The sequence below is a fragment of the Agromyces sp. 3263 genome, from assembly GCF_031456545.1.
Classification (GTDB): domain Bacteria; phylum Actinomycetota; class Actinomycetes; order Actinomycetales; family Microbacteriaceae; genus Agromyces.
Map to the genome: position 1 here is coordinate 2081730 of NZ_JAVDUV010000001.1, position 26232 is coordinate 2107961.

Here is a 26232-nt window from a genome sequence, read left to right on the forward strand (position 1 = left end):
TTCCGTGACGCGCGCCCGTTCGCCCCCGACCGATGCGGCCTACAGTGAAGCCGTGCTGGTGGTGGACGCGGTGATCCTCATGGGCGGTCGCGCGACCCGTCTCGACGGCGTCGCGAAGGGCGACCTGCGCGTGGGCGGGCGCACCCTGCTCGAGCGGGTGGTGGACGCCGCGTCGGTCGCCAGGAACCGCGTCGTCGTCGGGGAGCCGGGCGTGTCCGTGCTGCCGACCGGCGTGCGGGTGGTGCGGGAGGAGCCGCGGTTCGGCGGTCCCGCGGCGGCGGTCGCCGCGGGCGTGGCGGCGCTGCCGACGGATGCCGGTGCCGTGCTGCTCCTCGCCGGGGACCAGCCGTTCGTGGCCGAGGCCGTGCCGATCCTGCTGGCGGCGCTCGACGCCGACCGCGCGCGCGACCAGCTGCACGACGGCGTGCGAGCGGTGGATGCCGCGGGGCGGGCACAGCACCTCACGAGCGTCATCCGCCGATCGGCCCTCGTCGCCGCGATCACCGCGACCGGCGCCGCCGGCGCCTCGCTCGACGGCGTGGCGATGCGGCGGTTGCTCGAACCGCTGCGGCTGCTCGACGTCCAGGTGCCCGAGGCTGCCACCATGGATGTCGACACGTGGGCCGACGCGAAGGCGGTCGGCGCGACGGGAGGAGAGGGATCATGAGCGTCTCCGACGAGGAGTTCGACCGGGTGCTCGAGGCGTGGGCCGAGAAGGTGCGCGCCGAGCTCGCCATTCCGGATGCGCCGCTCGACCTCCAGCAGGTGCTCGGCGTCGCCGGGGTGGCGGCGCACGCGGTGATGCGGCCGGCTGCCCCGATCACGACGTACCTGGCCGGGTACGCGGCCGGCGTGGCCGCAGCCGGCGGTGCCGATCCCGAGGCGGCGGCTCGCGACGTGCTCGACCGCGTGCGCCGCCTGGCCGCCGCCAAGTGAGCCGAGGAGTCGACTGGCGGCAGGCCAGGGACGCCGCCGCCCGCGCGGCACCGACGGCTCGCCCCGAGCTCGTCGGACTCGCCGACGCCCTGGGACGCGTGCTCGCCGAGGACGTGCGCACGCCGATCCAGCTGCCGCACTACGCCTCGTCGGCGATGGACGGCTGGGCCGTGGCCGGCACGCCGCCGTGGCGGATCGTCGACCGCCCGGAGCCGGGACCCGGGGAGGCCGTCGCGATCGTGACCGGCGGCCTCGTGCCCGCCGGTGCCGAGGCGATCCTCCGTGCCGAGGCCGGCCGCGTCGACGGCGACGCGCTCGAACCCGTGGGCGAGACCGGGCGCCGCGACGTGGCCGAGCACCGCCACATCCGCCCGGCCGGCACGGAGGCCGAGGCCGGCGACACGCTGCTCGCCGCGGGCGCCCTCCTGACGCCGCCGCGGGTGGCGCTCATCGCCGCCACGGGCGCCGACGCGATCGTGGTGCGATGGCGCCCGCGCGTCGCACTGGTGCTCACGGGCGACGAGGTCGTCGAGGCCGGAGTGCCGGCACCCGGCTTCGTGCGCGACAGCTTCCGCGTCGCCGTGCCGGCGATCCTGGGCGGGCTCGGTGCCGACGTCGTCGCGATCCACCGCGTCGGTGACGACACCGAGGCGACCTTCGCCGCGCTCACCGCAGACGCGGTCGACCTCGTCGTGACCACCGGCGGCACCGGCGGCTCGCACGCCGACCAGGTGCGGCGGGCCGTCGAGCGGCTCGGCGCCGAGTTCGTGGTGCCGTCGGTCGCGATGCGTCCGGGCGGGCCGACGTTCCTCGCGCGGGGCGCAGACCGCCTCGTGCTGGGGCTTCCTGGCAATCCCCTCGCCGCGTTGCTCGGCCTGCTCGCCATCGGCGGTCCGCTGCTCGAGGCCTGGACCGGCCGCGACCCGGGCACGGCGACCGTCACGGTGTCGGAGCGGCTGGAGGGACGCGCGGGAACCACCCGCCTCGTTCCCGTGACCGTGGACGACGGCGTCGCGACCCCGACCCCGCACGCCGGCTCGGCGATGCTGCGGGGCATCGCCGAGGCCGACGTGGTGGTCGTCGTTCCCGAGTCGGGCGTCGCGACCGGCGGGGTCGCCGAGGCGCTGCGACTCCCCTGGCCGAGCTGAGCCGCCGGCCTAGGCGGCGACGGTCGCGCGCGGCGCCGGCGCGACATCCGGAGCACCGCCCGAACGCCCGAGCACCGCACGGGTCGACGCCTCGGGGCGCAGGTCGAGCCGGCGCAGTAGCTGCGCGTTGGCCGCCACGATCACCGTCGACAGCGACATGAGGATCGCGCCGACCGACATCGGCATGACGAAGCCGATGGGCGCGAGCACGCCCGCCGCGAGCGGCACCGAGACGAGGTTGTAGCCGGCCGCCCACCACAGGTTCTGCTGCATCTTGCGGTAGCTCGCCCGCGACAGCTCGATGACCGAGATCACCGAACGCGGGTCGGATGACGCGAGGATGACCCCGGCGGACGCGATCGCGACATCCGTGCCGGCGCCGATCGCGATGCCGACGTCGGCCTGCGCGAGTGCGGGCGCATCGTTCACGCCGTCGCCGACCATCGCCACGCTGAAGCCCTCGGCCTGGAGCTCCTGCACCTTGGCGGCCTTGTCCTCGGGGCGCACGCCCGCGTAGACCCGGTCGATGCCGAGCTGTGCGGCGACCGTGCGGGCCACGGGCTCGGCGTCCCCCGTGATCATCACGACCTGCACGCCGAGCGCGTGCAGCGCGTCGACGGCCTGCTTCGACTCGGGCCGCACCTCGTCGGCCAGGGCGATCGCCCCGGCGAGCTCGCCGTCGACGAGCACGTGCAGCACGGTCTGGCCGCGTTCGCTCCAGCCGGCGGAGGCCGCGAGCGGCGCCGTGCCCTCGCGGGTGAGCAGCCCGGGGCCGCCGACCTGCACGATGCGTCCGCCGACCGTGGCGTGCACGCCGACGGCGGCCGACGCCGTGAAGCCCGACGCCGACGGCACGGCGAGGCCGCGGCGCGCGGCATCCGTCACGATCGCCTTGGCGAGCGGGTGCTCGGAGTCGGTCTCGGCCGCCGCGGCGAGCGCCATGACCTGGTCGGGGTCGAATCCGGATGCCGCGAGCGCGTCGGTGACCGCGGGCTCGCCCTTCGTCAGGGTGCCGGTCTTGTCGAACAGCACCGCGCCGACCGTGCGCATCGTCTCGAGGGCGAGGCGGTCGGTGACGAGCACGCCGCCGCGTGCTGCGCGCTCGGTCGCGATCGACACGACGAGCGGGATGGCGAGGCCGAGGGCGTGGGGGCAGGCGATCACGAGCACGGTGATCGTGCGCACGACCGCATCGTCGGGATTGCCGAGCATCGTCCACGTGATCGCGGTGATCACGGCGGCGCCGAGCGCGAACCAGAACAGCCAGCCGGCGGCCCGGTCGGCCAGCCGCTGGGCGCGCGAGCTCGACGCCTGCGCCTTCGCGACGAGGCGCTGGATGCCCGCGAGCGCCGTGTCGTCGCCGACCGCCGAGACCCGCACGCGGATCGCGGTGTCGGTCGCGACCGTGCCGGCCACGACGTGCTCGCCGGGGCCACGGCTCACGGTCGTCGACTCGCCGGTGATCATCGACTCGTCCATCGCGGCGGTGCCGTCGACCACGTCGCCGTCGGCTGGCACGCGGCCGCCTGGGCGCACGATCACGACGTCGCCGACGCGGAGGTCGGACGGGGCGACGATCTCGGTGGTGCTCGCGGTCGCGGCCGCGCCGTCAGCGGCATCCGTCACGCGCTCGGCCTCGTCGGGCAGCAGCGCCGCGAGCGCGTCGAGGGCGGAGGAGGCCTGCATGATCGACCGCATCTCGATCCAGTGGCCGAGCAGCATGATCACGATGAGGAGGGCGAGCTCCCACCAGAAGTCGAGCTGGTGGTCGAGCAGCATGAGGCTCGCGCCGAGCGACGCGACGTAGGCCACCGTGATCGCTAGGCCGATGAGCAGCATCATGCCGGGCTGGCGCGCCTTCAGCTCCGACCAGGCGCCCGTCAGGAAGGGTCGGCCGCCCCAGAAGAACATGACGGTGCCGAGCACAGGGGAGATCCACGGGACGATCGGGTTGTCGGGCAGCGAGTACCCCAGGATCGACGCGAACATCGGACTGAACGCGATCGTCGGGATCGCGATGACGAGCATGACCCAGAACAGGCGGCGGAACTGGCCGACGTGGTCGCCGTGTCCGCCGTGCCCCGCGTGAGCGTCGTGCCCGGCGTGGTCGTGGCCGGCGTGCATGTCGTGCCCGGCGTGCATGTCGTGCCCGGCGTGCATGTCGTGCCCGGCGTGGGCGTGGCCGGCGTGCATGTCGTGCCCGGCGTGGGCGTGGCCGGCGTGCAGGTCGTGCCCGGCGTGGGCGTGGCCGGCCTGCAGGTCATGCCCAGCGTGCGCGTCATGGGTCGCGTGCATGTCATGCCCTGCATGCTCCGCGTGGTCGTGCTCCGCGTGGTCGTGGTCGGGCGCGTGCTCGTGCGGCTCGTCGCGCGTCATACTCATCGATCTTCCCTTCGCCGGTTCGAGATCAGCATACCCCCACGGGGTATCAATGACGACAACGGTCGACACCGGGTGGGCATTCCCCAGCGGTGACATCCGTTCGGGCGCGTGCCGCTCGTCCCCGACGTCGAGCCGGTTCGCGCTCCGAGAACACGCGTGACGGCGGCATCCGTCGCGTGCTGGGATGGCGGGATGGACCTGCTCATCCTCGGCGGCACGCAATGGCTCGGACGCACGCTCGCCGAGGAGGCGCTCGCGCGCGGGCATCGGGTGACGTGCCTCGCGCGCGGCGAGGCCGGTGAGGTCGCCGCGGGCGCCGAGCTCGTGCGCGCCGACCGCTCTGCCCCCGACGCTTACGACGAGGTCGCCGGCCGCCGATGGGATGCGGTGATCGACGTCACCCGCCAGCCCGGGTTCGCGCGTCGCGCGGCCCTCGACCTGGGTCCGTCGGCCGCGCACTGGACCTTCATCTCGTCGGGCAACGTGTACGCCCGGCACGACGAGCCGGGCGCCGACGAGACGGCGGAGCTGATGCCGCCGCTGGAGTCCGACGAGTCCGACCCCGAGACGTACGGCGAGGCGAAGTCCGCGATCGAGCAGGCCTACCGCGAGGCGTTCGGCGACCGGCTGCTCGTCATCCGCCCCGGGCTCATCGTGGGGCCGGGCGACCCCTCGGGCCGGGGCGGCTACTGGGTCGCGCGGGCGGCTCGCGACGACGGGCCGATGCTCGTGCCCGACATCCTCGACGCGCCGGTGCAGGCCATCCACGTCGACGACCTCGTGCGCTTCACGCTCGACGCGATCGAGCGGCGTCTCACCGGGGCGTTCAATGCGGTGGGCGATCGCGTGACCTTCGAGGACTGGCTTGAGCTGTCGCGCGCCGCCGCGGGCCACGAGGGCGAGGTCGTCGCCGTGTCGCCCGAGTGGCTCGCCGACCAGGGCGTCGCCGAGTGGTCGGGTCCCGAGTCGCTGCCGCTCTGGATCATCGATCCCGAGTGGCAGGCCTTCCTCGATCGTTCGAACGCGGCGGCGAAGGCGGCCGGCCTGCGGTTGCGGCCGCCCGAGCAGCTCCTCGCCGAGATCCTCGAGTGGGAGCGGAGCCAGGGCCTCGACCGCGAGCGCGGCGCCGGACTGTCGGCCGAGCGGGAGCGCGAGCTGCTGTCGGCGCTGCGCGGCTGAGCCGGGCTGGGGTCGGCGTCGCGTCGCGCCGCGTGGCGTCTGGGATCGCAGACATCGCAGCTGGCGGATGCCTCGGCCGACGGCATCCGCGATTGCTAGCGTCGTGCCATGGCGCCCCTCTCGCACGATCCCCTCTGGCCCCGCGCGGGCGGATGGCCCGCACTTCCGGAGCTCGAGCCCGCGGCATCCGTGGATCTCATGCTCCTCGGCGTTCCCGCGTGGCGCACGTCGCTGTCGCCCACGAACGCGCACGCCACCCCGGCGGCGATCCGCGAGGCGCTGCAGCGGTACAGTCCCGCGCTGATGCCCGACCGGCGTGCGCCCGAGGGGACGGCGGCACGTGTCGGCCGGGACCTCGGTGAGCTGCGGTTCGCGGATGCCGGCGACATCGACGAGCCCGACGGCGTGCAGGGCGAGGCGCGCACGATCGCCGCGACGGCGGCCGCGCTCGAACGCGCGACCGCGCTCGTCGCGCTCGGCGGCGACAACTCGGTGACCGTGGCGACCGCGCTCGGCGCGTGGGGCGACGACCTCGGCCGGGCCGGCCTCGTCACGATCGACGCGCACTACGACCTGCGCGACGGCGTCTCGAACGGGTCCCCGGTGCGGCGTCTCGTCGAGGCGGGCCTGGATCCGCGCCGCATCGTGCAGATCGGCATCGCCGACTTCGCGAACTCCGCCGCCTACGCCCGGCGCGCTGCCGAGCTCGGCATCACCGTGATCCACCGTGACGAGCTGCACGGCCGGCGACCCGCCGAGGTCATGGCCGAGGCGCTCGAGATCGCGGGTGCCGCCGGCGGTCCGGTGCACCTCGATGTCGACGTCGATGCCTGCGACCGCTCGGTCGCACCGGCCTGCCCGGCGTCGGTGCCGGGTGGCCTCGCGGCGTGGGAGCTGCGCGAGCTCGTGCGAGCCGCGGCATCCGATGCCCGCGTGCGCAGCGCCGACCTGGTCGAGATCGATGCGACGACGGATGCCGCGGACGGCCGCACCGTGCGGCTCGCCGCGCTGTGCGTGCTCGAGTTCGCGGCGGGGCTCGCGGCGCGCGGGGTGTAGGCGCCGGCGCGGCTCGCGGCTCGCTGGCCGCGCTCGCCCTCGCGGACCGCGGTTCGCTGGCCGCGCTCGCCCTCGCGGACCGCTGCCGACGGTGGCAGACTCGCCGCATGAAGACGCTGGTGCTCGTGCGACACGCGAAGTCGGCCTGGGATGCGCCGGGCCTCGACGATCACGAGCGGCCGCTCGCCGAGCGCGGCCTGCGCGATGCGCCCGAGATGGGTCGGCGCCTCGCCGAGCGGGGTCTGGTGCCCGACCTCATCCGGTCGAGCACGGCCATTCGCGCTCGAACCACGGCGAAGCTGCTGGCGCAGGCGCTCGGCGTCGGTGCCGACCGCGTGGAGCTGGACGAGCGGCTCTACGGCGCCATGCCCGAGGAGATCCTCGACGTCGTCCGCGACTTCGACGCCGCCGCCGAGACGGCGATGGTCGTCGCCCATGACCCGGGACTCTCCGACCTCGCCTTCGCGCTGTCGGGCACGATCGAGCACATGCCGACGTGCGCGGTCGCGGAATTCACGTTCGACGTCGGGACCTGGGCGGAGGCCGTCGAGGCGGATCCGGTGGAGACCCGGTTCGACACGCCTCGGTGATCGGCGCCAGGTCACTCGTCCTCCACAGCCGATGACCGAGCCGAGATATCCACACTGAAAATACCCCCTCACCGGCCATTTCGAGGGCATCCGAATGTCGGTGGTCGGTGCTTGACTGGTCACATGAACCCCTCGCCGAGCGACGCACGAGCTCGCTTGCATGCCGAGCTCGACCGCATCGTCGAACTCGAGCGCGCTGTGCGCTCGGCGCAGGCCGAGCAGTTTCGGAGCATCGAGATCGCCCGCCGGCTGGCCGCCGAGGTCGAGGGCGTGACGGATGACTCGTCGTTCAACGATCGCGAGTTCGCGACGCGTTCCTTCGTCGCCGAGCTGGCGACGACGCTCGTCGTGCACGAGGCGACGGCTGGCCGGCTGATCGCCGATGCCACCCAGCTGTGCGGCACGTTCGCCGCCACGCTCGACGCGCTGTCGGCCGGCACGATCGCCGTTCCGCAGGTGCGATCCCTGCTCGAGGTCGCGAGTGGCCTGCCCGGGGATCATGCCGGGGCTTTCGAGGCTGCCGCGCTCGCCGGCGTGGCACGGGAGACGCCGTCGGCCTTCCGTCGCCGCATTCGTCGGCTTCGAGAACGCATCCATCCCGAGCCGTCCGACGCGCGACACGAACGCGCCCGCGACGAGCGTCGCGTCATCCTCGAGTCCGACGCCGACGGCATGGCGTGGCTGAGCATGTACCTCGAGGCCGAGCGCGGGGTGGCGATCATGGCGCACCTCGATGTGCTCGCCGATGCGGTGAACGACTCGGATGGTGACCCCCGCACGCGTCGGCAGCGCCTGGTCGACCTGGCCGGTGATCTCCTGCTCGGCCGCACCGTCGTCGGAGCGGCGGGGCGTGCGGGCGCCGACTCGTCGCCGCTCGGCGTGGTCAGGCCGCGCGTCTACGTCACCGTGCCGGTGCTCACGCTGCTCGGACACAGCGACGAGCCCGCCGAGCTCGATGGGCACGGACCCATCCCCGCCGAGACGGCTCGTCGGCTGGCGGCGCACGCGCCGTCCTTCCATCGCATCCTCACGCACCCCGAAACCGGCGCCTCCCTCTCCTACGGCCGCACCCGCTACCGTGTTCCCGCCGACCTCGCCGGATACCTTCGCGTCCGCGACGGGGGATGCCGATTCCCCGGCTGCTCCCGTCGCGCCGCCGGCTGTGACGTCGACCACACTCTCGACTGGGCGGCGGGGGGCGCCACCCGCCACGACAACCTCGCCCATCTCTGCCGCAAGCACCATCGACTGAAGCACCACACCGGGTGGCGCGTGTCCCAGCTGCCCGACGGCGACATCCGGTGGACGTCTCCGGCTGGTCGCGCGCACGTGTCGACACCCGACCGGCCGTTCCCGCCGCCCGACGTGAGAGATTCGCGGGCGCCGCAGCACACGTCGGAGCGAGCGGGGGTCGACCCTGCCCGGCTCGTCGAGCGTGACATCGAACCGCCGTGGGCCGCGCGTCGACCCCGATCCTGCGCTTCCGACGCGGTCCCAGCATGACCCGACGTTGGGCGTGCCGGTCAGTCCGCGGATGCCGCGAGCATCCGCCGCACGTACGGCGTCGCCGGCGCAGCCCGCAGCTCGTCGAGCGTGCCGCGCTGGGTGACGCGTCCCGACTCGAGCACCATGACCTGGTCGGCGAGCGCCGCGGCATCCGCCGGACTGTGGGTCACGAGCACGGTGGCACCGCCGAAGTCGCGCACGTGCGTGGCCAGCTCCGTGCGCATCTCGGCGCGCACCTCGACGTCGAGCGCCGACATCGGCTCGTCGAGCAGGAGTACCTCGGGCTCGGCGGCGAGCGCCCGCGCGAGTGCGACGCGCTGCGACTGGCCGCCCGAGAGCTCCGCGGGAAACCGCCCGGCCAGCGACGTGAGCCCGTACCGTTCGAGCCACGGCTCGGCCGCCGACCGCGCCGCGGCGCGCGAGCCGCGCATCCGCGTCGCGAACGCGACGTTGTCGTGCACCGTGAGATGCGGGAAGAGCACGTAGTCCTGGAACACGACCCCGATGCGCCGGCGCTCGGGTGGCAGTGCGTCGACGGTGCGGCTCCCGATCGCGATCCGCCCCGACCGCAGTGGAACGAGGCCGGCGATCGCCGCCAGAACGCTCGACTTGCCCGCGCCGTTCGGTCCGATCAGCGCGAGCGGATGCCCCGGCCGCACGTCGAACCGCGCCGCGATCTGCAGGTCGCCCCGCACCACCGCGACGTCGGCGTGCAGCGCCGGCCGAGCGGGATCCGGCCGAGCGGGATCCGGCCGAGCGGCATCGCGCCGCCCGCGCCCGCGCTCGGAACCCCCGCGCTCGGAACCCCCGCGCTCGGTCACGCCCGCACCCCGGGCAGCCAGCGGTCGCGGAGTCCGAGCAGCACGATGACCGATACGGCGAGCAGCAGCAGCGCGAGCGCGATGGCCTCATCGGGGTCCGACTGCATGGCGAGGTAGCTCGCGATGGGCAGCGTGCGCGTCACGCCCGGAAGGGATCCGGCGAACGTGATGGTGGCGCCGAACTCGCCGAGCGCCCGGGTGAAGCAGAGCACGGCGCCCGCGGCGACGCCGGGTGCGACGAGCGGCAGCGTGACGAAGCGGAACACCTGCCACCGGGACGCGCCGAGCGTCGCTGCGGCCAGTTCAGTGCGCCGGTCGGCCGAGCGGAGCGCTCCCTCGACGGCGAAGACGAGGAACGGCAGCGCCACGAACACCTGCGCGAGCACGACGGCTCCCGTCGTGAAGGGCACCGTGATGCCGAACCACTCATCGAGTGCGCCGCCGATGAGGCCGCGCCGTCCGAGCAGGAGCAGCAGGGCGATGCCGCCCACTACCGGCGGCAGTACCAACGGCACGGTGACCGCCGCGCGAAGCGCCCGACGAGGAAGCGTCGGCCAGTCGGCGGCCCGTGCGAGGAGCGCGGCGAGCGGAACCCCGAGCACGAGGCACGCGCCCGTGGCGAGGGTCGCCGTGGTGAACGAGAGCACGAGCGCCTGCAGCACCGACTCGCGTGTCATCAGGTCGGCGAGATCGCCCCACGGGGCGCGCACGACCAGCGCCACGAGCGGCAGCACGAGCACGGCGAGCGCGACGCCCGCCACCACGGCGACCGGCCAGGCGAGCCGGCCCGTCCTGCCCACCTAGGGGGCTCCGAACCCGGCGTCGGCGAGCACGGACTGACCAGCCTCGCCGGTCACGAACGCCACGAAGTCGGCCGCGGCCTCGGCGCGCCCCACATCCCGATCGGCGGCCGCGCCGACCGCGGCGATCGGGTAGCGATTCACCACGGATGCCGCGCCCGGCACCTCGATGCCCTCGACGGCGTCCCCCGCGGCGCGCGCGTCGGTGCGGTAGACGAGGGCGGCGTCGACCTCGCCGAGCACCACCTTCGTGAGCACTGACTTCACGTCGGACTCGAGGGTGTCGGGGGAGGCCGTCACGCCCTCCTGGGCGAGCAGGGCGTCGGATGCCGCACCGCACGGCACCGTCGGATCGCAGAGCGCGATGCCCCGGTCGGGGTCGGCGAGGTCCGCGAGCCCCGTGATCCCGGCCGGATTGCCGGCGGGGGTGACCAGCTCGAGCGTGTTCGTCGCGAACACGACCGGGTCGTCGGCGAGCCCGGCTTCCACCACGACCGTCATCGGCGGCTCGGCCGCCGAGGCGAACACGTCGACCGGGGCGCCCTCCACGATCTGCTGCGCGAGCGCGACGCTTCCTCCATAGCTCAGCGAGACCTCGATGGCCGGATGCTCCGCCTCGAAGTCCTCGGCGAGTGCGTCGAACGCCTCGGTGAGCGACGCGGCGGCGAAGACGGTGAGGGTCGTCGGTGCGGCATCCGTCCCGGGGGCCGACGACCTCGATGCGGCCGACCCTCCGCCCGCGGCGCAGCCGGAGAACACGAGCGCCGCGCCGAGGGCCAGGGCCGCGCCCGCCACGCCGGCACGCGGCATCCGGAAGCTCATGCCTCGCCTCGCGGGGGCAGCTCGATCGTCACGTTCGTGGCCTTCGCGCTCGCCGCAGCGAGCATGCCCGGCTCCAGCCCGAGCTCGTCGGCGGCTTCGCGGCTCATGAGCGACACGATGCGGAACGGCCCCGCCTGCAGGTCGACCTGCGCCATCACGCCGTCGCGCTGCACGCGGGTCACGAGGCCCACGAAGCGGTTGCGGGCCGACGCCCGCGCCAGCGGGAAGGCCTCGGCGAGCGCTCCGCCCGATCCTGCCTCCGCCATGAGCGGCACCAGGTCGGCGCCATCGATGACCTGCATCCCGTTCGCGGCCCGCCGCAGCGGCAGGCGCCCGTGCTCGGCCCAGCGGCGAACGGTGTCGTCGCTGACGCCGAGGAGGGCTGCAGCCTCGCTCACCCGGAACTCGGTCACGAGCGGTACCTCATCTGCGGCTGCATTCCCTCACTGTACCCGCGGATGCGGCACGCGGGCGAGGTTCCTCACCGAAACGGGTTACGAGGTCACCGTGACGAGCGTGCGCTGCCAGCCCGTCGATCCGTCCGGTGCGATGGGCGTCCGCTCCTCCGCCTGGCGCGTGCCCGCGGCATCCGTCGCCCGCACCGTGACGTAGTGCGTGCCGGGCGTTGCGTCCCAGTCGACGAACCACTGCACCCACGTGCTGCCGTTCAGGGGGGTCGACAGGGTCGCCGGCTGCCACGGCTCGTCGTCGATGCGCACCTCGACGAGGTCGATGCCCACCGGCTGCGCCCACGCCACCCCCGCGATCTTCGTGGGGCCCGCGACGATCGGCGTGCCCGACCGGGGCGTGTCGATGCGCGACGACAGCTTGATGGGCGCCTTCGCGCTGTACCCGCGGGGTGTCCAGTACGCCTCGTCGTCAGCGAACGTCGTGACCTTCAGCCCGGTGAGCCACTTCGTCGCCGACACGTAGCCGTAGAGGCCCGGCACCACCATCCGCACGGGGAAGCCGTGCTCGAGCGGCAGCGGCTCGCCGTTCATGCCGACCGCGAGGATGGCGTCGAGTCCGTCGTCGATGAGCGCCTCGATCGGTGTGCCGGCCGTGAACCCGTCGACGCTGCGCGAGAGCACCATGTCGGCGCCCGACCGCGGACCGGCGAGCCGCAGGACGTCGCGCACCGGGACGCCGAGCCACTTCGCCGTGCCCAGCAGCGGGCCCCCGACCTCGTTCGACACGCAGGTCATCGTGATCGCGTACTCGTCGAGCCCCATGCCCACGAGCTCGTCGAAGCCCAGCTCCAGCCGACGGTCGACGAGGCCGTCGACGACGAGCCGCCAGCCGGCGGGGTCGACCTCCGGCACCGTGAGTGCCGTGTCGACGCGGTAGAAGTCGCGGTTCGCGGTGAACAGCGGCGAGATCCCGGGGATGTCGAGCTCGGCACCCGCGGGCACGGGCACGGTCGTGCGGGGCGGCGGCAGGCGGAGGGCCTTGCGGATCGCGGCGATCGACGACGAGGTGGCGCCGGCGACGCGCGATCCGAGGCCGACCACGATGGCGGATGCCGCGGCGGCACCCGCGAGCAGGAAGAACCCGCGCCGGTCCACGACTGAGCGCGGCGGCTCCGAGGGGGAGGCGGCGGCAGCGGGCTCGGCAGGGTCGCCGGGATCGGCGTCCCACCCGACACCCGCCGTCGCGGCATCCGCGCGCCTCCGCTCCGCTCCCAGCTCGAACTGCCAGGCGCCGAGCCGGCGCACGAGCAGCACGAGCACGACGCTGCCGACGACCGTGCCGGCGATGGGCGGCACCGCCCCGAACGGCGTGGCCCCGGCACGCGTGACGACCGCGGCGACCGAGAGCGCGCCGGCCAGCCCGAGCGCGACGACGCCGAGCGGCGGCCGAACGAACTGCAGCACGCCCGTGATCGCCGCCGCGACGAGCACCGCGAGCGCCAAGCCGATGAGGAGCGCGACCTTGTCGTACGCGCCGAAGGTCGCGATCGCGAACTCCTTGAACGGCTGCGGCACGATGTCGATCACGAACGACCCGACGGCGAGGATCGGGCTGCCGTCGCGGGCGACGAGCAGCGCGAACAGCTCGGCGACGGCGAGGAACACCCCGGCGCTCACGATCCCGGCGACGGCGGCCCAGCCCCACCAGCGCCAAGGACGGGGGTTGCGCCTCGGGCTCGTCGTCGCCATGCCGCCGCCTCCGCATCCCGGGCGCGGGTGCGCTCGCAGGGGTGGTTCGTCACCGGCGGCGCCCCGGATTGGCGCGGTGCTGCCGGCGGCCCTCTGGACGCGCCGCCGTCCCCGCCTGCGAGAATCGAGGAATGGCCCTCGATCCCGCTGATCCCCGCTACGCCCGTCAGCGCGTGCTGCCGGGGTGGGGCCTCGATGCGCAGCAGCGCCTCGCCGCCGCGCACGTCGTCGTGCTCGGCGCCGGCGGACTCGGCAGTGCGGTCGTGCCCGCCCTCGTCGCGGCCGGTGTGGGCCGGCTCACGCTCGTCGACCACGACCGCGTCGAGGTCACCAACCTGCACCGGCAGACCCTGCACACGCCGGCCGACGTCGGCCGCGACAAGGTCGCATCGGCAGCGGATGCCGCGGCGGCGCTCTCGGCCGAGACGACCGTGCTGCCGGTGCCGCACGCCTTCGACGCGCGCAACGCCGACGAGCTCCTCGCCGACGCCGACCTCGTCATCGACGGCACCGACGACATCCTCACGCGCTACGTCGCCGACGACGCGGCCGCGCGCGCGGGGATCCCGCTCGTCTGGGGCTCGGCGGCGAAGTTCTCGGGCCAGGTCGGCGTCTCGTGGGACGCGCGGGGCGTCTCCTACCGCGACCTCTTCCCCGAGCCTCCCGCCGACGCCGGCCTCAGCTGCGAGATCGACGGCATCCTGCCGACGGTGTGCACGGTCACGGGCGGGCTCATGGCCGGCGAGGCGCTGAAGCTGCTCACGGGCATCGGCGAGCCGCTGCTCGGCCGGGTCGTGGTGTTCGAGGCGCTGTCGGGTCGCACGCGCGAGATCGTCTACCGACGGTCGGCGGATGCCCTGGCGAGCCCGGCTACGGCCGCACCGGAGCCCGCACCGGCAGCCGAGCCGGCGCCGGCGCCCGTGGCCGGCGAGGTCGACGCCGGCACCCTCTCGGGCGAGCTCCACTCCGAGGCCCCGCCGGTGCTCCTCGACGTGCGCGAACCATGGGAGGCGGACATCGCGACCATTCCCGGCTCCACGCTGATCCCGCTCGGGGAGCTCGATGCACGAACCGCGGAGCTCGACCCCGCGGCATCCGTCGTCGTCTACTGCCACCTCGGCGTGCGGTCGGAGTTCGCGGCGCGATCGCTGGCCCGCGCGGGCTTCGCGAGCGTGCGCAACCTGGCCGGCGGCATCGACGCCTGGTCGCGCACCGTCGACCCGAGCGTGGTGCGGTACTGATGGCCGGCCGCATCCCCGTCGACGAGCACGCCGCCTTCGTGCGCTCGCTGCTCACCGGACTGGGCGCCCGCCCGACCGAGCGGGTGGCCCTCGCCGACGCGCTCGGTCGCATCACCGCCTCGCCCGTCGAGTCGCCCATCGCCCTGCCGCCGTTCCGCAACTCGCAGATGGACGGGTTCGCCGTCCGCGCCGTCGACGTGACGGATGCCCCGGTGTCGCTGCCGATCACGGGAGAGGTCGCCGCGGCGGCCGGCTCACCCGGCCCGCTGGCACCCGGCACCGCGGTGCGCATCATGACGGGCGCGCCGGTGCCGGAGGGCGCCGACGCGATCGTGCCCGTCGAGGACACCGAATCCGACGGCGCGCGCATCCGCATCCTGCGCCCGCGCGCGGCCGGCGAGTACGTGCGCGAGGCGGGCGCCGACCTCGCCGCCGGCGACGACGTGCTGCCCCCCGGACTCAAGCTCGCGTCGCGGCACCTCGCCGCCGCGGCGGCATCCGGACTCACGGAGCTGCTCGTACGCGAACGCGTGCGTGTCGCCGTCGTGAGCACGGGCAGCGAACTCGTGCCGCCGGGGTCCGCGCTGCAACCGGGCGAGATCCCCGATGCGAACGGCGTCGCGCTCGCTGCGGCCGTGCGCGCCGTGGGCGCCGTCGTCGTGCACGAGGGTCGCGTACGCGACGACGTCTCGCGGCTCCGCGCCGAACTCGATGCCGCCCGCGACGCCGGCGCCGAGCTCGTGCTCACGAGCGGCGGCGTCTCGATGGGCGCGTACGAGGTGGTGCGCGAGACCCTCGGGCCGCTCGGCGGCTGGGTGGGCAGCGTGGCGATGCAACCCGGGGGCCCGCAGGCCACGGGCGCCTACCGGGGCATGCCCGTCATCGGGTTCCCGGGCAACCCGGTGAGCGCCCAGCTCTCGTTCGAGCTGTTCGTGGCGCCTACGCTCCGCGCCATCGCGGGACTGCCGCCGGCGCGCACGGAGCGCCTCCCGCTCGCGGCGCCGCTCACGTCCGTGGCGGGCAAGCGCCAGTTCCTGCGCGGCCGCCGCGCCGACGACGGGCGCGTCGAGGTCGTGGGAGGACCGGGCTCGCACCTCGTCGCGGCCCTCGCGGCATCCGAGCTGCTCATCGTGGTTCCCGAGGACGTCACGTCGCTCGACGCGGGCGCCATGGTCGATACCGTGTTCCTATGAGCTCGCTCACCCACCTCGACGACGACGGCCGCGCGCGCATGGTCGACGTCGGCGGCAAGCCGATCACCCGTCGCATCGCGATCGCCGAGGGCCGCCTCGACACGACGCCCGAGGTCGTGGCGCTCGTGCGCAGCGACGGACTGAAGAAGGCCGACGTGCTGCCCACGGCGCGCATCGCGGGCATCTCGGGGGCGAAGCGCACGAGCGAGCTCATCCCGCTCGCCCACATCGTGCCGCTGGACGCCGTGTCGATCGACTTCGGCTTCGAGGAGGCGGCGGTCACGATCCGTGCCACCGTCTCGACCACCGCCCGCACCGGCATCGAGATGGAGGCGCTCACGGCCGTCGCCATCGCCGGACTCACCCTGCACGACATGGTGAAGGCCGTCGACCCCGCCGCCCAGCTCGGCGGCATCCGCCTGGTTGAGAAGCGGGGCGGCAAGCGCGGCGTCTGGCGAGCGGATGCCGCATCGGGCGCCGCCGGCCCCGCCGACCCGGCCCACCACCCCGGCGTGGCCACCGTGCTCGTGGCGTCCACCCGGGCGGCGGCCGGCACCGCGGACGACACGGCCGGCCCGGTCATCGTGGCGTGGCTCCGGGAACGCGGCTTCGACGTCGACGAGCCCGTCGTGGTCGCCGACGCCGACGTCACCGACGCGGTCCGCCGGGCGGTCGCGGGATCGCCCTCCGTGCTCATCACGACGGGCGGCACGGGCGTGAACCCCGGCGACCGTACTCCCGAGGCGACCCTGGCCGTGCTCGACCGCGAGCTGCCCGGGGTCGCCGAGGCGATCCGCGCCGCCGGACGCGTTGCCACGCCGACTGCCGCCCTGAGCCGCGCGCTCGCCGGGGTGGCCGGGCGGACCGTCGTCGTCAACCTCCCCGGGTCGCGCGGCGGCGTCGCCGACGGCCTCCGCGTGCTCGACGAGCTGCTCCCCCACCTCCTCGACCAGGTCGCCGGAGGCGACCATGCGCCGCGAGGTTCGGATGCCTGAGGCGAGCACGCCCGACGGCACCATGCCTGAGGCGCGCCTGCCTGAGTCCGATGTGCTGGCCGTCGTCACGACCGAGCCGCTCGACCGCGCGGCGATCGAGGCCTTCGTGCAGTCGCGGCAGGACGGCGCGCTCGTCACGTTCGAGGGCGTCATCCGCGATCACGACCACGGGGCATCCGTCACCCTGCTCGAGTACGAGGCGCACCCCGAGGCCGAGCGCTTCCTGCGGGAGACCTGCGCCGAGGTCGCCGGCGAGACCGGCCTGCGGGTCGCCGCAGCCCACCGCGTCGGCACCCTGGCCATCGGGGACGTCGCGCTCGTGGCATCCGTCGCCGCACCGCACCGCGCCGAGGCCTTCGCCGCATGCGCCCTGCTCGTCGACCGCATCAAGGAGCGCACGCCCATCTGGAAGCGCCAGCACCTCGAGGGCGGCACCACCGAGTGGGTCAACCTCTGACCTCGGGTCACGCGACCGGCCGAAGCACTCAGCCGCGCTCGACCGGGTACCGCAGGTGCAGCACGCGCCGGCCCTGCACGACGGCCGTCGGGTCGCCGAGCCGCGCCGGGCCCGCGTCGCCGAAGTACCGCTTGCCCGATCCCATCACGACCGGCACGAGGTCGATGGCCACCTCATCCACGAGTCCGGCGTCGAGCGCCTGCCCGGCGATCGTGCCGGCCGCGAGCGCGACGTCGCGGTCCCCCGCGATCTCCTTCGCGCGTGTCACGGCGGCGACGATGCCCTCGGTGACGAAGTGGAAGTCCTCGGAGCCCGGGTACGACCAGTCGAGCGGCGGCTCGTGCGTGAGCACCACGACGGGAGTCCCGATCGGATGCTTCCCGTGCCAGCCGTCGGTGACGTCGAACAGCTCCCGGCCGACCACCAGGGCGCCGATCGAGTCGACCCACGACCGCCAGTAGTCGGCGCTCGCCGGCGTGACGTGGAACGGCGGCAGCTCGCCCTCGGTCACGATCTCGACCTCGCCGTTGTCGTACCACTCGAAGAGGTCGCCGATGGTGTCGTCCTCGAACGCGACGAATCCGTCGAGCGACATGGAGGCGTTCGCGATGACGTTGCCCATGCCGGCACGGTAGCGCCGTCGCGCGTCGGCCGGAAGGGGTCAGCGGCGCCGTGTGGCCGGCGGGTGCGATCAGCCGCCGGCGAACGGCGGCAGCACGTCGACGTTCGAGCCCAGCGCGGCCGAGGCGTCACGTCGCACGATGCCATCCACGAGGAAGGACCCGTTGGCCACGACCCGGGCCATCGTCGGTCCGTAGCGTTCCACGAGGCGCTCGCGCAGCTCGCCGACCGTCGCGCCGGCCTCGGATGCCGCCAGGGTCTCCTGTTCGATGCCCGCGGCCTCGGCGGCAGCGGCGAAGTACCGCACGGTGACGGATGCCACGTCAGCCACCGATCCCGCCCATCGACCGCACCGGGCGGTGGAAGTCCGCGGCGTCGATGCCGTGACCGGCCTGCTTGCCCCACATCGCCGCGCGCCACCGGTCGGCGAGCTCGGCGTCGGACGCGCCGGCCCGCAGCATCCCGCGCAGGTCGGTCTCGTCGTCGCTGAACAGGCACGAGCGCACCGAACCCTCGGCCGTGAGGCGCGTGCGGTCGCACGCCGCGCAGAACGAGCGGGTCACCGAGGCGATGATGCCGACCGTGGCGGGACCGCCGTCGACCAACCACTCCTCCGCGGGCGACGAGGGATCCTCGCGGGCGACGGGCTCGAGGGCGAACTGCTCGCCGAGCACCTCGAGCAGCTCGTCGGCGTCGACCATGTTGTCGCGCTTCCACTGCTCGTCGGCGTCGAGCGGCATCTGCTCGATGAAGCGCAGGCGGCAGCCGTGCTCGACCGCCCACGCGAGCAGGGCGGGCGCGTCGTGCAGGGTCTCGCGCATCGCGACCGCGTTCACCTTGAGGGGACCGAGGCCCGCCCGGTGCGCCGCGGCGATGCCGTCGAGCACGCGAGGAAGCCGGTCACGGCGGGTGAGCCGCGTGAAGTGCTCGCGGTCGAGGGTGTCGAGCGACACGTTCACGCGCGTGAGCCCGGCGTCCTTGAGCGCCTGCGCCTTGCGGTCGAGCCCGATGCCGTTCGTGGTGAGGGCGAGCGGGATACCGGGCGCTGCGGCGGAGCTCAGCGCGATGATGTCGACGAGGTCGGCCCGCGTCAGCGGCTCGCCGCCCGTGAACCGCACCTCGCGCACGCCGAGGTCGTGCACGGCGATGCCGACGAGCCGGGCGATCTCGGGCGCCGACAGCAGTTCGTCCTTGGGGATCACCGGCAGGCCCTCGGCCGGCATGCAGTACGTGCAGCGCAGCGAGCAGGCCGAGGTGATCGACACCCGGAGGTCGTGCGCGACGCGGCCGAAGCGATCGACCAGCCCCGCGGCATCCGGACGCCCCTCGATCGAGGGCGCAGCCGAAGGCGGCCGGCGCACGGCCGGCATGCCGAGAGAGAGGGCGGCCATGCCCTCCACACTAGGCGCTTCCACGTTTCGCGCCGATGTCGATCTGCTGATCATGTCGCGCCCGATGGCCCTGGAACGATGACAGCGGATGCCGTCATCACTATCGTTGACGAGTCGGGAGGAGACGTCATGTCGTTCATCACTCGAGGGTTCAGCGGGCGAAGTCGCGAACGCGACGATCGCCTGCCACCCGGCCAGACCCTCGTCAGCGACTTCCCGGTGCTCTCGGCCGGGCCGACGCCAGAGGTCGACACCGACGAGTGGGAGTTCACGATCCGCACCGAGTCGGGCGTGCACCGCTGGAACTGGGACGAGTTCATGGCGCTGAAGATCGACGACGTCGACACCGACATCCACTGCGTCACGCACTGGTCCAAGCTCGGCACGAGCTGGCGCGGCGTCTCGCTCGACACCCTCTTCGAGGACATCGAGACCGAGCAGGAGTACGTCATGGCGCACAGCTACGGCGGGTACACGACCAACGTGCCGCTCGACGAGCTGCTCGACGGCAAGGCGTGGGTCGCGTTCGAGTTCGACGGCGAACCGCTCGACCCCGAGCACGGCGGCCCCGCGCGGCTGCTCGTGCCGCACCTCTACTTCTGGAAGAGCGCCAAATGGGTGCGTGGGCTCACCATGATGGACCAGGACGAGCCCGGCTTCTGGGAGCAGAACGGCTACCACATCCACGGCGACCCCTGGAAGGAAGAGCGCTACTGGTGAGCGACACGACGGCGCCCGTCGCGCAGGCGCAGGCTCAGGGGCAGCCTCAGGCGCAGACCGATGCGCTCAGCGCGGCCCTGCGTGCGGTGCCCCGCTCGGGCTGGCACGCCGCCACGGTCGCCGCGGTGCACCGTGAGACGCCGAACGCCTCGCGCCTCGAGCTCGACGTCGACGGCTGGCCCGGCAACGCGGCGGGGCAGCACCTCGACGTGCGGCTCACGGCGCCCGACGGCTACACCGCGACGCGCTCGTACTCGATCGCCTCATCGGGCTCCTCGACGCGCGTCGTGCTCGCGGTCGACAAGCTGCCCGACGGTGAGGTCTCGCCGTACCTCGTCGACGAGGTGCGGGCCGGCGACATGCTCGAGGTGCACGGCCCGCTCGGTGCGTTCTTCGTCTGGGCACCGGCCGCCGAGACCGGCGACGACCGGCCGGTGCAGCTCATCGCGGGCGGCTCCGGCGTGGTGCCCCTCTACGCGATGGCGCACGCGCACGCCGAGGCCGGCGACCCCACCCCGTTCCGCCTGCTCTATTCGGTGCGCACGCCCGACGACGTGTACTTCGCGGACGAGCTCGACGCGCTCGCCGCGGCATCCGCGCCCCTCCACCTCGACTTCGTCTATACGCGCAGGGCGCCCGACGGCTGGCGGGCTGCCCCGGGGCGCATCACCCGCGAAGCGCTCGAGGCCGCGGTGCTGCCCGCGTCGGAGCATCCGCGGGTCTACGTCTGCGGCTCGACCGGGTTCGTCGAGCTCGTCGCCGACTGGCTCGTGGGCCTCGGCCACGACCCGAGGTCGATCCGCACCGAGCGTTACGGAGGCACCTGATGCAGCACGTCGACGGCAACGCCCTCGCCGGCCCGCTCGCCGAGTTCTTCTCGTTCGACGTCACGATGGCGACCGCCCGGTGCAACGGCTGCGGCACGATCGCCGAGCTCGCCCGCGCCATGGTCTACCGCAGCGGTGCGGGCACGGTGGTGCGCTGCGGGTCGTGCGACCACGTGCTCGCGACGCTCGTCGAGGCGGGCGACCGCGCCTGGATCGGCTTCAGCGGCGTGAGCGCGATCGAGGTTCCGCGGGGCTGAGGTGCCGCGCCGCTGCGCGGGGTGCGCTTCAGGGAGGTGCGCCGATGTGGATCGGCTGGATCGAGTTCGACGTGCTCCTCGGTGACGTGCACACGCTGAAGGAGAAGCGAGCGATCGTCCGCCCGATCCTCGCCGACCTGCGCCGCACGACGGAGGCGAGCGTCGCCGAGGTCGGCGACCAGGACCTGCACCGGCGCGCCGAGATCGGCGTCGGCGTGGTCGCGTCGGGCGTCGACCGGGTGACCGAGGTGCTCGATCGTGCCGAGCGGCTCGTGGCGGGCCGTCCCGAGATCACGCTGCTCTCGGCGCGTCGGCGGCTTCGGCAGAGCGACGACGACTGAGCGGATGCGAGCGGATGCCGCGGCGCGCGGCGGTGCCGCCGGCCACACGCAGTGCGCACGCTCAGGCGACGGCCGCGCCGTCCTTCCACACCCGCGCCACGAGCGGCACCCCCGGACGGTAGGCGAGGTGCACGTGGCTCGGCGCGTCGAGCAGGGTGAGGTCTGCGCGCACGCCCGGGCGGATCGCCCCGACATCCGTGCGTCGCAGCGCCGCCGCACCGCCCGCGGTCGACGCCCAGAGCGCCTCGGCCGGGGTCATTCCCATGTCCCGCACGGCGACGGCGATGCAGAACGGCAACGAGCTCGTGAAGCTCGACCCCGGATTGCAGTCGCTCGCGAGCGCGACGGTGACGCCCGCGTCGATGAGCCGGCGCGCGTCGGGGTAGGGCTGGCGGGTCGAGAACTCGACCCCCGGCAGCAGCGTCGCGACCGTGTCCGATGCCGCGAGGGCTGCGACATCCGCATCGCTCAGGTAGGTGCAGTGGTCGACGGATGCCGCACCGAGCTCGACCGCGAGCTGCACACCGCCGCCCTCGCCGAGCTGATTGCCGTGCACCCGCACGCCGAGGCCCGCGGCGGCGCCCGCCTCGAGGACGCGCCGGGACTGCTCGGGCGTGAACGCCCCGCGCTCGCAGAACGCGTCGACCCAACGCGAATGGGGCGCGCAGGCGTCGAGCATCTCGCCGACGACGAGGTCGACGTACGCCTCGGGCCGGTCGGCGTACTCCGCGGGCACGACGTGCGCGCCGAGGAAGGTGACCTCGTCGGTGACCTCGCGGGCGAGGCGCACGATCCGCTCCTCGGACGAGACGGAGAGGCCGTAGCCCGACTTCACCTCGAACGTGGTCGTGCCCTGGGCGTGCAGCTCGGCCACGAAGCCGGCGAGCCGCGCCCGCAGCTCGTCGTCGGTCGCGGCACGGGTGGCGGCGACGGTCGAGCGGATGCCGCCCGCCTCGTAGCGCTGCCCCGCCATGCGCGCGGCGAACTCCTGGGCCCGGTCGGCACCGAACACGAGGTGCGTGTGGCTGTCGACGAACCCGGGGATCACCGCGCCGCCGCCGACGTCGACGATCTCCACGTCGGCGTCCCAGAGGGTGCGGTGCTCCTCGGCCTCGCGGCGGTCGGCGCGCTCGGCGGGGCCACCCCCGCCCGTGAGATGCTCCTGCGCGTGCAGGGCGCGGCCGACCCAGGCGATGCGCCCGTCCTCGACGAGCAGGGCCGCGTCGCGCACGATGCCGAGCGGTCCGCCGTCGCGGTCGGGTGCCGGGTCGTTCGTCACGAGCTCGGCGACGCCCGTCAACAGCATGCGTGTCGCTGCGGCGCCGTCGCTCATGCGTCGAGCATAGGCACGCGCAGCCCGCGCTCGCGAGCGACCTCGACGGCGCGGTCGTAGCCCGCGTCGACGTGACGCATGACGCCGGTGCCCGGGTCGTTCACGAGCACGCGCGCGATCTTCTCGGCGGCGAGGTCGGTCCCGTCGGCCACGACGACCTGGCCGGCGTGGATCGAGCGGCCGATGCCGACGCCGCCGCCGTGGTGGATCGAGACCCAGGTCGCGCCCGACGCCGTGTTGAGCATGGCGTTCAGCAGCGGCCAGTCGGCGATCGCGTCGGAGCCGTCGGCCATCGACTCGGTCTCGCGGTAGGGACTTGCCACCGAGCCCGAGTCGAGGTGGTCGCGGCCGATCACGACGGGAGCGCTCAGCTCGCCCGAGGCCACCATCTCGTTGAACTTCAGGCCGGCGAGGTGGCGTTCCTGGTAGCCGAGCCAGCAGATGCGCGCGGGCAAGCCCTCGAAGTGCACCTTCTCGCCGGCTTGAGTGATCCAGCGGCGCAGGTGCTCGTCCTCGGGGAAGAGCTCGAGGATGGCGCGGTCGGTCGCGGCGATGTCGGCCGGGTCGCCCGAGAGCGCGGCCCAGCGGAACGGTCCCTTGCCCTCGGCGAAGAGCGGCCGGATGTAGGCGGGCACGAAGCCGGGGAACTCGAACGCGCGGTCGTAGCCGGCGAGCTCGGCCTCGCGGCGAATGGAGTTGCCGTAGTCGAACACTTCGGCGCCCGCGTCCTGGAAGCCGACCATCGCGGCCACCTGCTTGGCCATGCTCCCCCGTGCGCGATCGGTGAACCCCTCGGGGTCCCGCTCGGCCTCGGCCTGCCAGTCTTCGAAGGGGACCCCCACGGGCAGGTACGACAGCGGGTCGTGGGCGCTCGTCTGGTCGGTCACGATGTCGACGGCGAGCGCACCGGCGCGATGACGCAGCAGCAGCTCGGGGAACACCAGGGCGGCATTGCCGACCACGCCGACGGAGCGAGCCTCGCCGGCGTCCTTCGCCGCGACCACCCGGGCGATCGCCTGGTCGAGGTCGGTGTGGTACTCGTCGAGGTAGCCGTGTTCCACACGGCGCCGGAGGCGCGACTCGTCGACGTCGACGATCAGCACGGCGCCGCCGTTCATGGTGACGGCGAGCGGCTGCGCGCCGCCCATGCCGCCGCAGCCACCCGTGAGCGTCAGGGTGCCGGCGAGGGTGCCCGCACTGCGCTCGTATGGCCCGCCCTCGCGGGCGGCGAGAGCCCGGGCGATCGCGCCGAAGGTCTCGTACGTCCCCTGCAGGATGCCCTGCGTGCCGATGTAGATCCACGAGCCGGCGGTCATCTGGCCGTACATGGTGAGGCCGAGCTGCTCGAGGCGTCGGAACTCGGGCCACGTCGCCCAGTCGCCCACGAGGTTGGAGTTGGCGATGAGCACCCGCGGTGCCCACTCGTGCGTGCGGAACACGCCCACGGGCTTCCCGGACTGCACGAGCAGCGTCTCGTCGGCCTCGAGGTCCTCGAGGGTGCGCACGATCGCGTCGAACGACTCCCAGTTGCGGGCGGCCTTGCCCGTGCCGCCGTAGACGATGAGGTCCTCGGGGCGCTCGGCGACCTCGGGGTCGAGGTTGTTCATGAGCATGCGCAGGGGCGCCTCGGTCTGCCAGCTCTTCGCGGTCAGCTCGGTGCCGCGCGCGGCGCGGACGGTGCGCGGGCCGGTGATGGCTGCGGTGGGTGCGTCGGTCATGCCTCGATCTCATCGCACGCGGCATCCGGCGACAACGGATGCCGCGGGGTGCCCGTCTGGGATGCCAGACAAATGGTGCGAGCCCGGGTCAGCCGAGCGGGATGCCGCGGGCCGCCATGAACGGGACCGCGTCGACGGCGACCCCGTCGAGGTGCACCTCGAAGTGGAGGTGGCATCCCGTCGAGGCGCCCGTGCTGCCCACCGCGCCGATCAGCTGGCCGGCGGTGACCGTCTGGCCCGGCATCACGAACGTGCCGCCCGCGAGCAGGTGACCGTAGCCCGTGGCGACGCCCGAGCCGTGGTCGATGAGGATCCAGTTGCCGAGGCTGCCGTTCGGGGCGGCGTCGGCCACGACGCCGTCGGTCGCCGCGTACACCGGGGTCTCGCACGCGGCCGCGAGGTCGGTGCCGCGGTGGAAGTCGTTGACGCCGGGAACCGGCTTGACCGGGCGAAGGCCGAAGCCGTCGGTGATGCGTCCGGCAACGGGGAGCGCCCAGCCCTGGTCGCTCAGCTGCCCGGCGTCGGCCGGCAGCGACTGGATGAGCGAGATGCTGCTGGCGGCGACCCGGCTGTCCTCAGCCGCCCTGGCCTGCACGTCCTCGAGGTCCTGCCGAGCGTCGGCGAGCGCCTGCTCGGCGTTCGCCACATCGTCTTCGAGGGCTTCTACCGGCACCTCGTCGACGGCCGTCCAGGCTGCGTCGGCACGCTCCTGCGCGGTCTCGGCCTCGGCCGTGCGCTTCTCGACGATGGCGAGCAGCTTCTCGGCATCGCCGGAGATCTGCTCGACCCGGGCGAACCCGCCGAGTCCGGCGAGGAGGTCATGGCCCGCGCCGAACGCCGCGGGCATCGAGGAGAGCGTGGCGCTGCCGCCACCGCGTGCCGCGGCGACGTAGACGCGCTTCGCCGCATCGACATCCTGCTGGGCGGCGTCGGCGACGTCCTGCAGGCGCTGCGCGATCGCGCGGGCCACCTCTTGCGTGGCACGGGCGTCGGCGAGGGCGGCCTCCGCCTCGCGCAGCTCCGTCGTGGCTTGCGTGATCGCCGCGCGGGCGGCGACCAGTGCGGCGTTCTGGGCCTGGGCCGCTGCCGACACGGTTCGCGTGGTCGGGCGGTAGGAGGAGCTCGTGCGCGGCGAGCCGACGGAGGGCGCGGGCGCCTCCGTGCCTGGCGCCGGAGTTCCGGGCGGCGGCGTCGGGTCGCCGGTGGCCGGAGGCTCGGTGGGATCGGGGGTCGGCGTCGGGTCGGGCGTGGGAGTCGGCGTCGGATCCGGAGTGGGCGTCGGTGTGGGCGTCGGGTCGGGAGTGGGCGTCGGCGTCTCCGTCGGCGGAGCGGGCTCCTCGGTCGCCCCGGGGTCGCTCGGCTCGTCGGTCGACGGAGGGTCGGTGGCCTCGTCGGTGGCAGGAGGGGTCGGCGCCGGCGTCTCAGTCGCCGTGGCATCCGACGACGTGGCGTCGGACGTCTGGGCCGGGGGGATCTCCTCCGCGGAGGCGGGGGCCGCGCCGAACGCGCCGAACATGACGACGACGGTGGCCGCCGCGAGGGCGACGCCACCACGGCGTGCGCCCCGGGCATACCAGGGGCGTTCCTCGCCGAAGTCCGTGCAGCGTTGCGTCATGTGGTTCCGTTCGGGTCACGGCCGAGGCCGCTGCGGTCCAGTCTGACATCGAGGCGTGGGGGAGACAACCGTTCTGCCCCTTCGTGCCTGCCCCAGTCGGGGGGACGTCCTGATCACCCCGCAA

General features: G+C 74.0%; 27 protein-coding genes. 15 read left to right on the plus strand and 12 right to left on the minus strand.

What is annotated here, in order from left to right; all coding sequences use genetic code 11:
• Positions 1-52: 52 nt before the first annotated feature.
• Genes J2X63_RS09615 through J2X63_RS09625 form a run of 3 tightly spaced genes read left to right on the plus strand, consistent with a single transcriptional unit; the run spans position 53 to position 2084 of the window.
• Positions 53-667, plus strand: coding sequence for an NTP transferase domain-containing protein (locus J2X63_RS09615; RefSeq protein ID WP_309976487.1), 615 nt, complete (start codon positions 53-55; stop codon positions 665-667).
• Positions 664-936, plus strand: a complete 273-nt coding sequence (locus tag J2X63_RS09620; protein WP_309976488.1) for a DUF6457 domain-containing protein — start codon at positions 664-666, stop codon at positions 934-936. Before J2X63_RS09615 ends, J2X63_RS09620 begins: the two co-directional genes overlap by 4 nt.
• The gene (locus J2X63_RS09625; protein WP_309976490.1) at positions 933-2084 is read left to right on the plus strand and encodes a molybdopterin molybdotransferase MoeA; all 1152 of its coding nucleotides are present in this window, start codon (positions 933-935) and stop codon (positions 2082-2084) included. The genes J2X63_RS09620 and J2X63_RS09625 overlap by 4 nt, the downstream gene beginning before the upstream one ends.
• Before the next feature lie 9 nt (positions 2085-2093).
• On the opposite strand, the gene J2X63_RS09630 is transcribed toward J2X63_RS09625, so the two are convergent.
• A complete protein-coding gene (locus J2X63_RS09630; protein ID WP_396133149.1) occupies positions 2094-4460 on the minus strand; it encodes a heavy metal translocating P-type ATPase in 2367 nt (788 codons plus the stop codon).
• A gap of 198 nt (positions 4461-4658) precedes the next feature.
• On the opposite strand from J2X63_RS09630, the gene J2X63_RS09635 reads away from it, so the two are divergent.
• The 4 genes from J2X63_RS09635 to J2X63_RS09650 all read left to right on the plus strand — a co-directional run bounded on the left by J2X63_RS09635 (position 4659) and on the right by J2X63_RS09650 (position 8794).
• Positions 4659-5645, plus strand: a complete 987-nt coding sequence (locus J2X63_RS09635) for an NAD-dependent epimerase/dehydratase family protein (protein ID WP_309976492.1) — start codon at positions 4659-4661, stop codon at positions 5643-5645.
• Positions 5646-5753: 108 nt separating this feature from the next.
• The gene (locus tag J2X63_RS09640; protein ID WP_309976494.1) at positions 5754-6701 is read left to right on the plus strand and encodes an arginase family protein; all 948 of its coding nucleotides are present in this window, start codon (positions 5754-5756) and stop codon (positions 6699-6701) included.
• Positions 6702-6808: 107 nt separating this feature from the next.
• Positions 6809-7291, plus strand: a complete 483-nt coding sequence (locus J2X63_RS09645) for a histidine phosphatase family protein (RefSeq protein ID WP_309976496.1) — start codon at positions 6809-6811, stop codon at positions 7289-7291.
• Positions 7292-7414: 123 nt separating this feature from the next.
• Positions 7415-8794: a DUF222 domain-containing protein gene (locus tag J2X63_RS09650; protein WP_309976498.1), complete on the plus strand. Its 1380-nt coding sequence runs from the start codon at positions 7415-7417 to the stop codon at positions 8792-8794.
• A 20-nt stretch (positions 8795-8814) separates the two neighbouring features.
• Here J2X63_RS09650 and J2X63_RS09655 read toward each other — a convergent pair whose 3' ends face one another.
• The 5 genes from J2X63_RS09655 to J2X63_RS09675 form a co-directional block, all read right to left on the minus strand.
• Positions 8815-9618, minus strand: coding sequence for an ATP-binding cassette domain-containing protein (locus tag J2X63_RS09655; protein ID WP_309976500.1), 804 nt, complete (start codon positions 9616-9618; stop codon positions 8815-8817).
• Positions 9615-10418: a molybdate ABC transporter permease subunit gene (modB, locus tag J2X63_RS09660; protein WP_309976502.1), complete on the minus strand. Its 804-nt coding sequence runs from the start codon at positions 10416-10418 to the stop codon at positions 9615-9617. Before modB ends, J2X63_RS09655 begins: the two co-directional genes overlap by 4 nt.
• Positions 10419-11240, minus strand: a complete 822-nt coding sequence (modA, locus tag J2X63_RS09665) for a molybdate ABC transporter substrate-binding protein (RefSeq protein WP_309976504.1) — start codon at positions 11238-11240, stop codon at positions 10419-10421. It lies immediately after the preceding gene.
• Positions 11237-11653, minus strand: coding sequence for a TOBE domain-containing protein (locus J2X63_RS09670; protein WP_309976506.1), 417 nt, complete (start codon positions 11651-11653; stop codon positions 11237-11239). Before J2X63_RS09670 ends, modA begins: the two co-directional genes overlap by 4 nt.
• An 81-nt stretch (positions 11654-11734) precedes the next feature.
• Positions 11735-13399, minus strand: coding sequence for a molybdopterin-dependent oxidoreductase (locus J2X63_RS09675; protein WP_309976508.1), 1665 nt, complete (start codon positions 13397-13399; stop codon positions 11735-11737).
• A 131-nt stretch (positions 13400-13530) separates the two neighbouring features.
• Between J2X63_RS09675 and J2X63_RS09680 the strand changes: the two genes are divergently transcribed.
• From J2X63_RS09680 to J2X63_RS09695, 4 genes are read left to right on the plus strand one after another with little or no spacing between them, the layout of a single operon-like run.
• The gene (locus J2X63_RS09680) at positions 13531-14640 is read left to right on the plus strand and encodes a ThiF family adenylyltransferase (RefSeq protein ID WP_309976509.1); all 1110 of its coding nucleotides are present in this window, start codon (positions 13531-13533) and stop codon (positions 14638-14640) included.
• A complete protein-coding gene (glp, locus tag J2X63_RS09685; protein ID WP_309976511.1) occupies positions 14640-15833 on the plus strand; it encodes a gephyrin-like molybdotransferase Glp in 1194 nt (397 codons plus the stop codon). Before J2X63_RS09680 ends, glp begins: the two co-directional genes overlap by 1 nt.
• Positions 15830-16828: a bifunctional molybdenum cofactor biosynthesis protein MoaC/MoaB gene (moaCB, locus tag J2X63_RS09690; RefSeq protein ID WP_309976512.1), complete on the plus strand. Its 999-nt coding sequence runs from the start codon at positions 15830-15832 to the stop codon at positions 16826-16828. Before glp ends, moaCB begins: the two co-directional genes overlap by 4 nt.
• The gene (locus J2X63_RS09695; RefSeq protein WP_309976515.1) at positions 16821-17285 is read left to right on the plus strand and encodes a molybdenum cofactor biosynthesis protein MoaE; all 465 of its coding nucleotides are present in this window, start codon (positions 16821-16823) and stop codon (positions 17283-17285) included. The genes moaCB and J2X63_RS09695 overlap by 8 nt, the downstream gene beginning before the upstream one ends.
• A gap of 28 nt (positions 17286-17313) precedes the next feature.
• Here J2X63_RS09695 and J2X63_RS09700 read toward each other — a convergent pair whose 3' ends face one another.
• The 3 genes from J2X63_RS09700 to moaA form a co-directional block, all read right to left on the minus strand.
• Entirely contained in the window at positions 17314-17907 is a 594-nt protein-coding gene (locus J2X63_RS09700; protein ID WP_309976516.1) for a dihydrofolate reductase family protein, read from the minus strand.
• Between the two features lie 69 nt (positions 17908-17976).
• Entirely contained in the window at positions 17977-18237 is a 261-nt protein-coding gene (locus tag J2X63_RS09705; RefSeq protein WP_309976518.1) for a MoaD/ThiS family protein, read from the minus strand.
• On the minus strand, positions 18230-19297 hold the full coding sequence (gene moaA, locus J2X63_RS09710; protein WP_309976521.1) for a GTP 3',8-cyclase MoaA: 1068 nt from the start codon (positions 19295-19297) through the stop codon (positions 18230-18232). The genes J2X63_RS09705 and moaA overlap by 8 nt, the downstream gene beginning before the upstream one ends.
• A 129-nt stretch (positions 19298-19426) precedes the next feature.
• On the opposite strand from moaA, the gene J2X63_RS09715 reads away from it, so the two are divergent.
• The 4 genes from J2X63_RS09715 (at position 19427) to J2X63_RS09730 (ending at position 21442) form a co-directional block, all read left to right on the plus strand.
• Entirely contained in the window at positions 19427-20017 is a 591-nt protein-coding gene (locus J2X63_RS09715) for a sulfite oxidase-like oxidoreductase (protein ID WP_309976523.1), read from the plus strand.
• Positions 20018-20103: 86 nt separating this feature from the next.
• Positions 20104-20844 carry an FAD-binding oxidoreductase gene (locus J2X63_RS09720; RefSeq protein WP_396133150.1) on the plus strand — a complete coding sequence of 247 codons (741 nt, stop codon included), beginning with the start codon at positions 20104-20106 and terminating at the stop codon, positions 20842-20844.
• The gene (locus J2X63_RS09725) at positions 20844-21101 is read left to right on the plus strand and encodes a DUF6510 family protein (protein WP_309976527.1); all 258 of its coding nucleotides are present in this window, start codon (positions 20844-20846) and stop codon (positions 21099-21101) included. Before J2X63_RS09720 ends, J2X63_RS09725 begins: the two co-directional genes overlap by 1 nt.
• A 44-nt stretch (positions 21102-21145) precedes the next feature.
• Positions 21146-21442, plus strand: coding sequence for a DUF503 domain-containing protein (locus J2X63_RS09730; RefSeq protein WP_309976529.1), 297 nt, complete (start codon positions 21146-21148; stop codon positions 21440-21442).
• A gap of 61 nt (positions 21443-21503) precedes the next feature.
• Here J2X63_RS09730 and hutI read toward each other — a convergent pair whose 3' ends face one another.
• The 3 genes from hutI to J2X63_RS09745 all read right to left on the minus strand — a co-directional run bounded on the left by hutI (position 21504) and on the right by J2X63_RS09745 (position 26108).
• Entirely contained in the window at positions 21504-22775 is a 1272-nt protein-coding gene (gene hutI, locus J2X63_RS09735) for an imidazolonepropionase (RefSeq protein WP_309976531.1), read from the minus strand.
• On the minus strand, positions 22772-24493 hold the full coding sequence (locus tag J2X63_RS09740) for a urocanate hydratase (RefSeq protein WP_309976533.1): 1722 nt from the start codon (positions 24491-24493) through the stop codon (positions 22772-22774). The genes hutI and J2X63_RS09740 overlap by 4 nt, the downstream gene beginning before the upstream one ends.
• An 88-nt stretch (positions 24494-24581) precedes the next feature.
• Positions 24582-26108 (minus strand): peptidoglycan DD-metalloendopeptidase family protein, encoded by a 1527-nt coding sequence (locus J2X63_RS09745; protein WP_309976535.1) that lies wholly within the window; start codon positions 26106-26108, stop codon positions 24582-24584.
• Between the last annotated feature and the right edge of the window lie 124 nt (positions 26109-26232).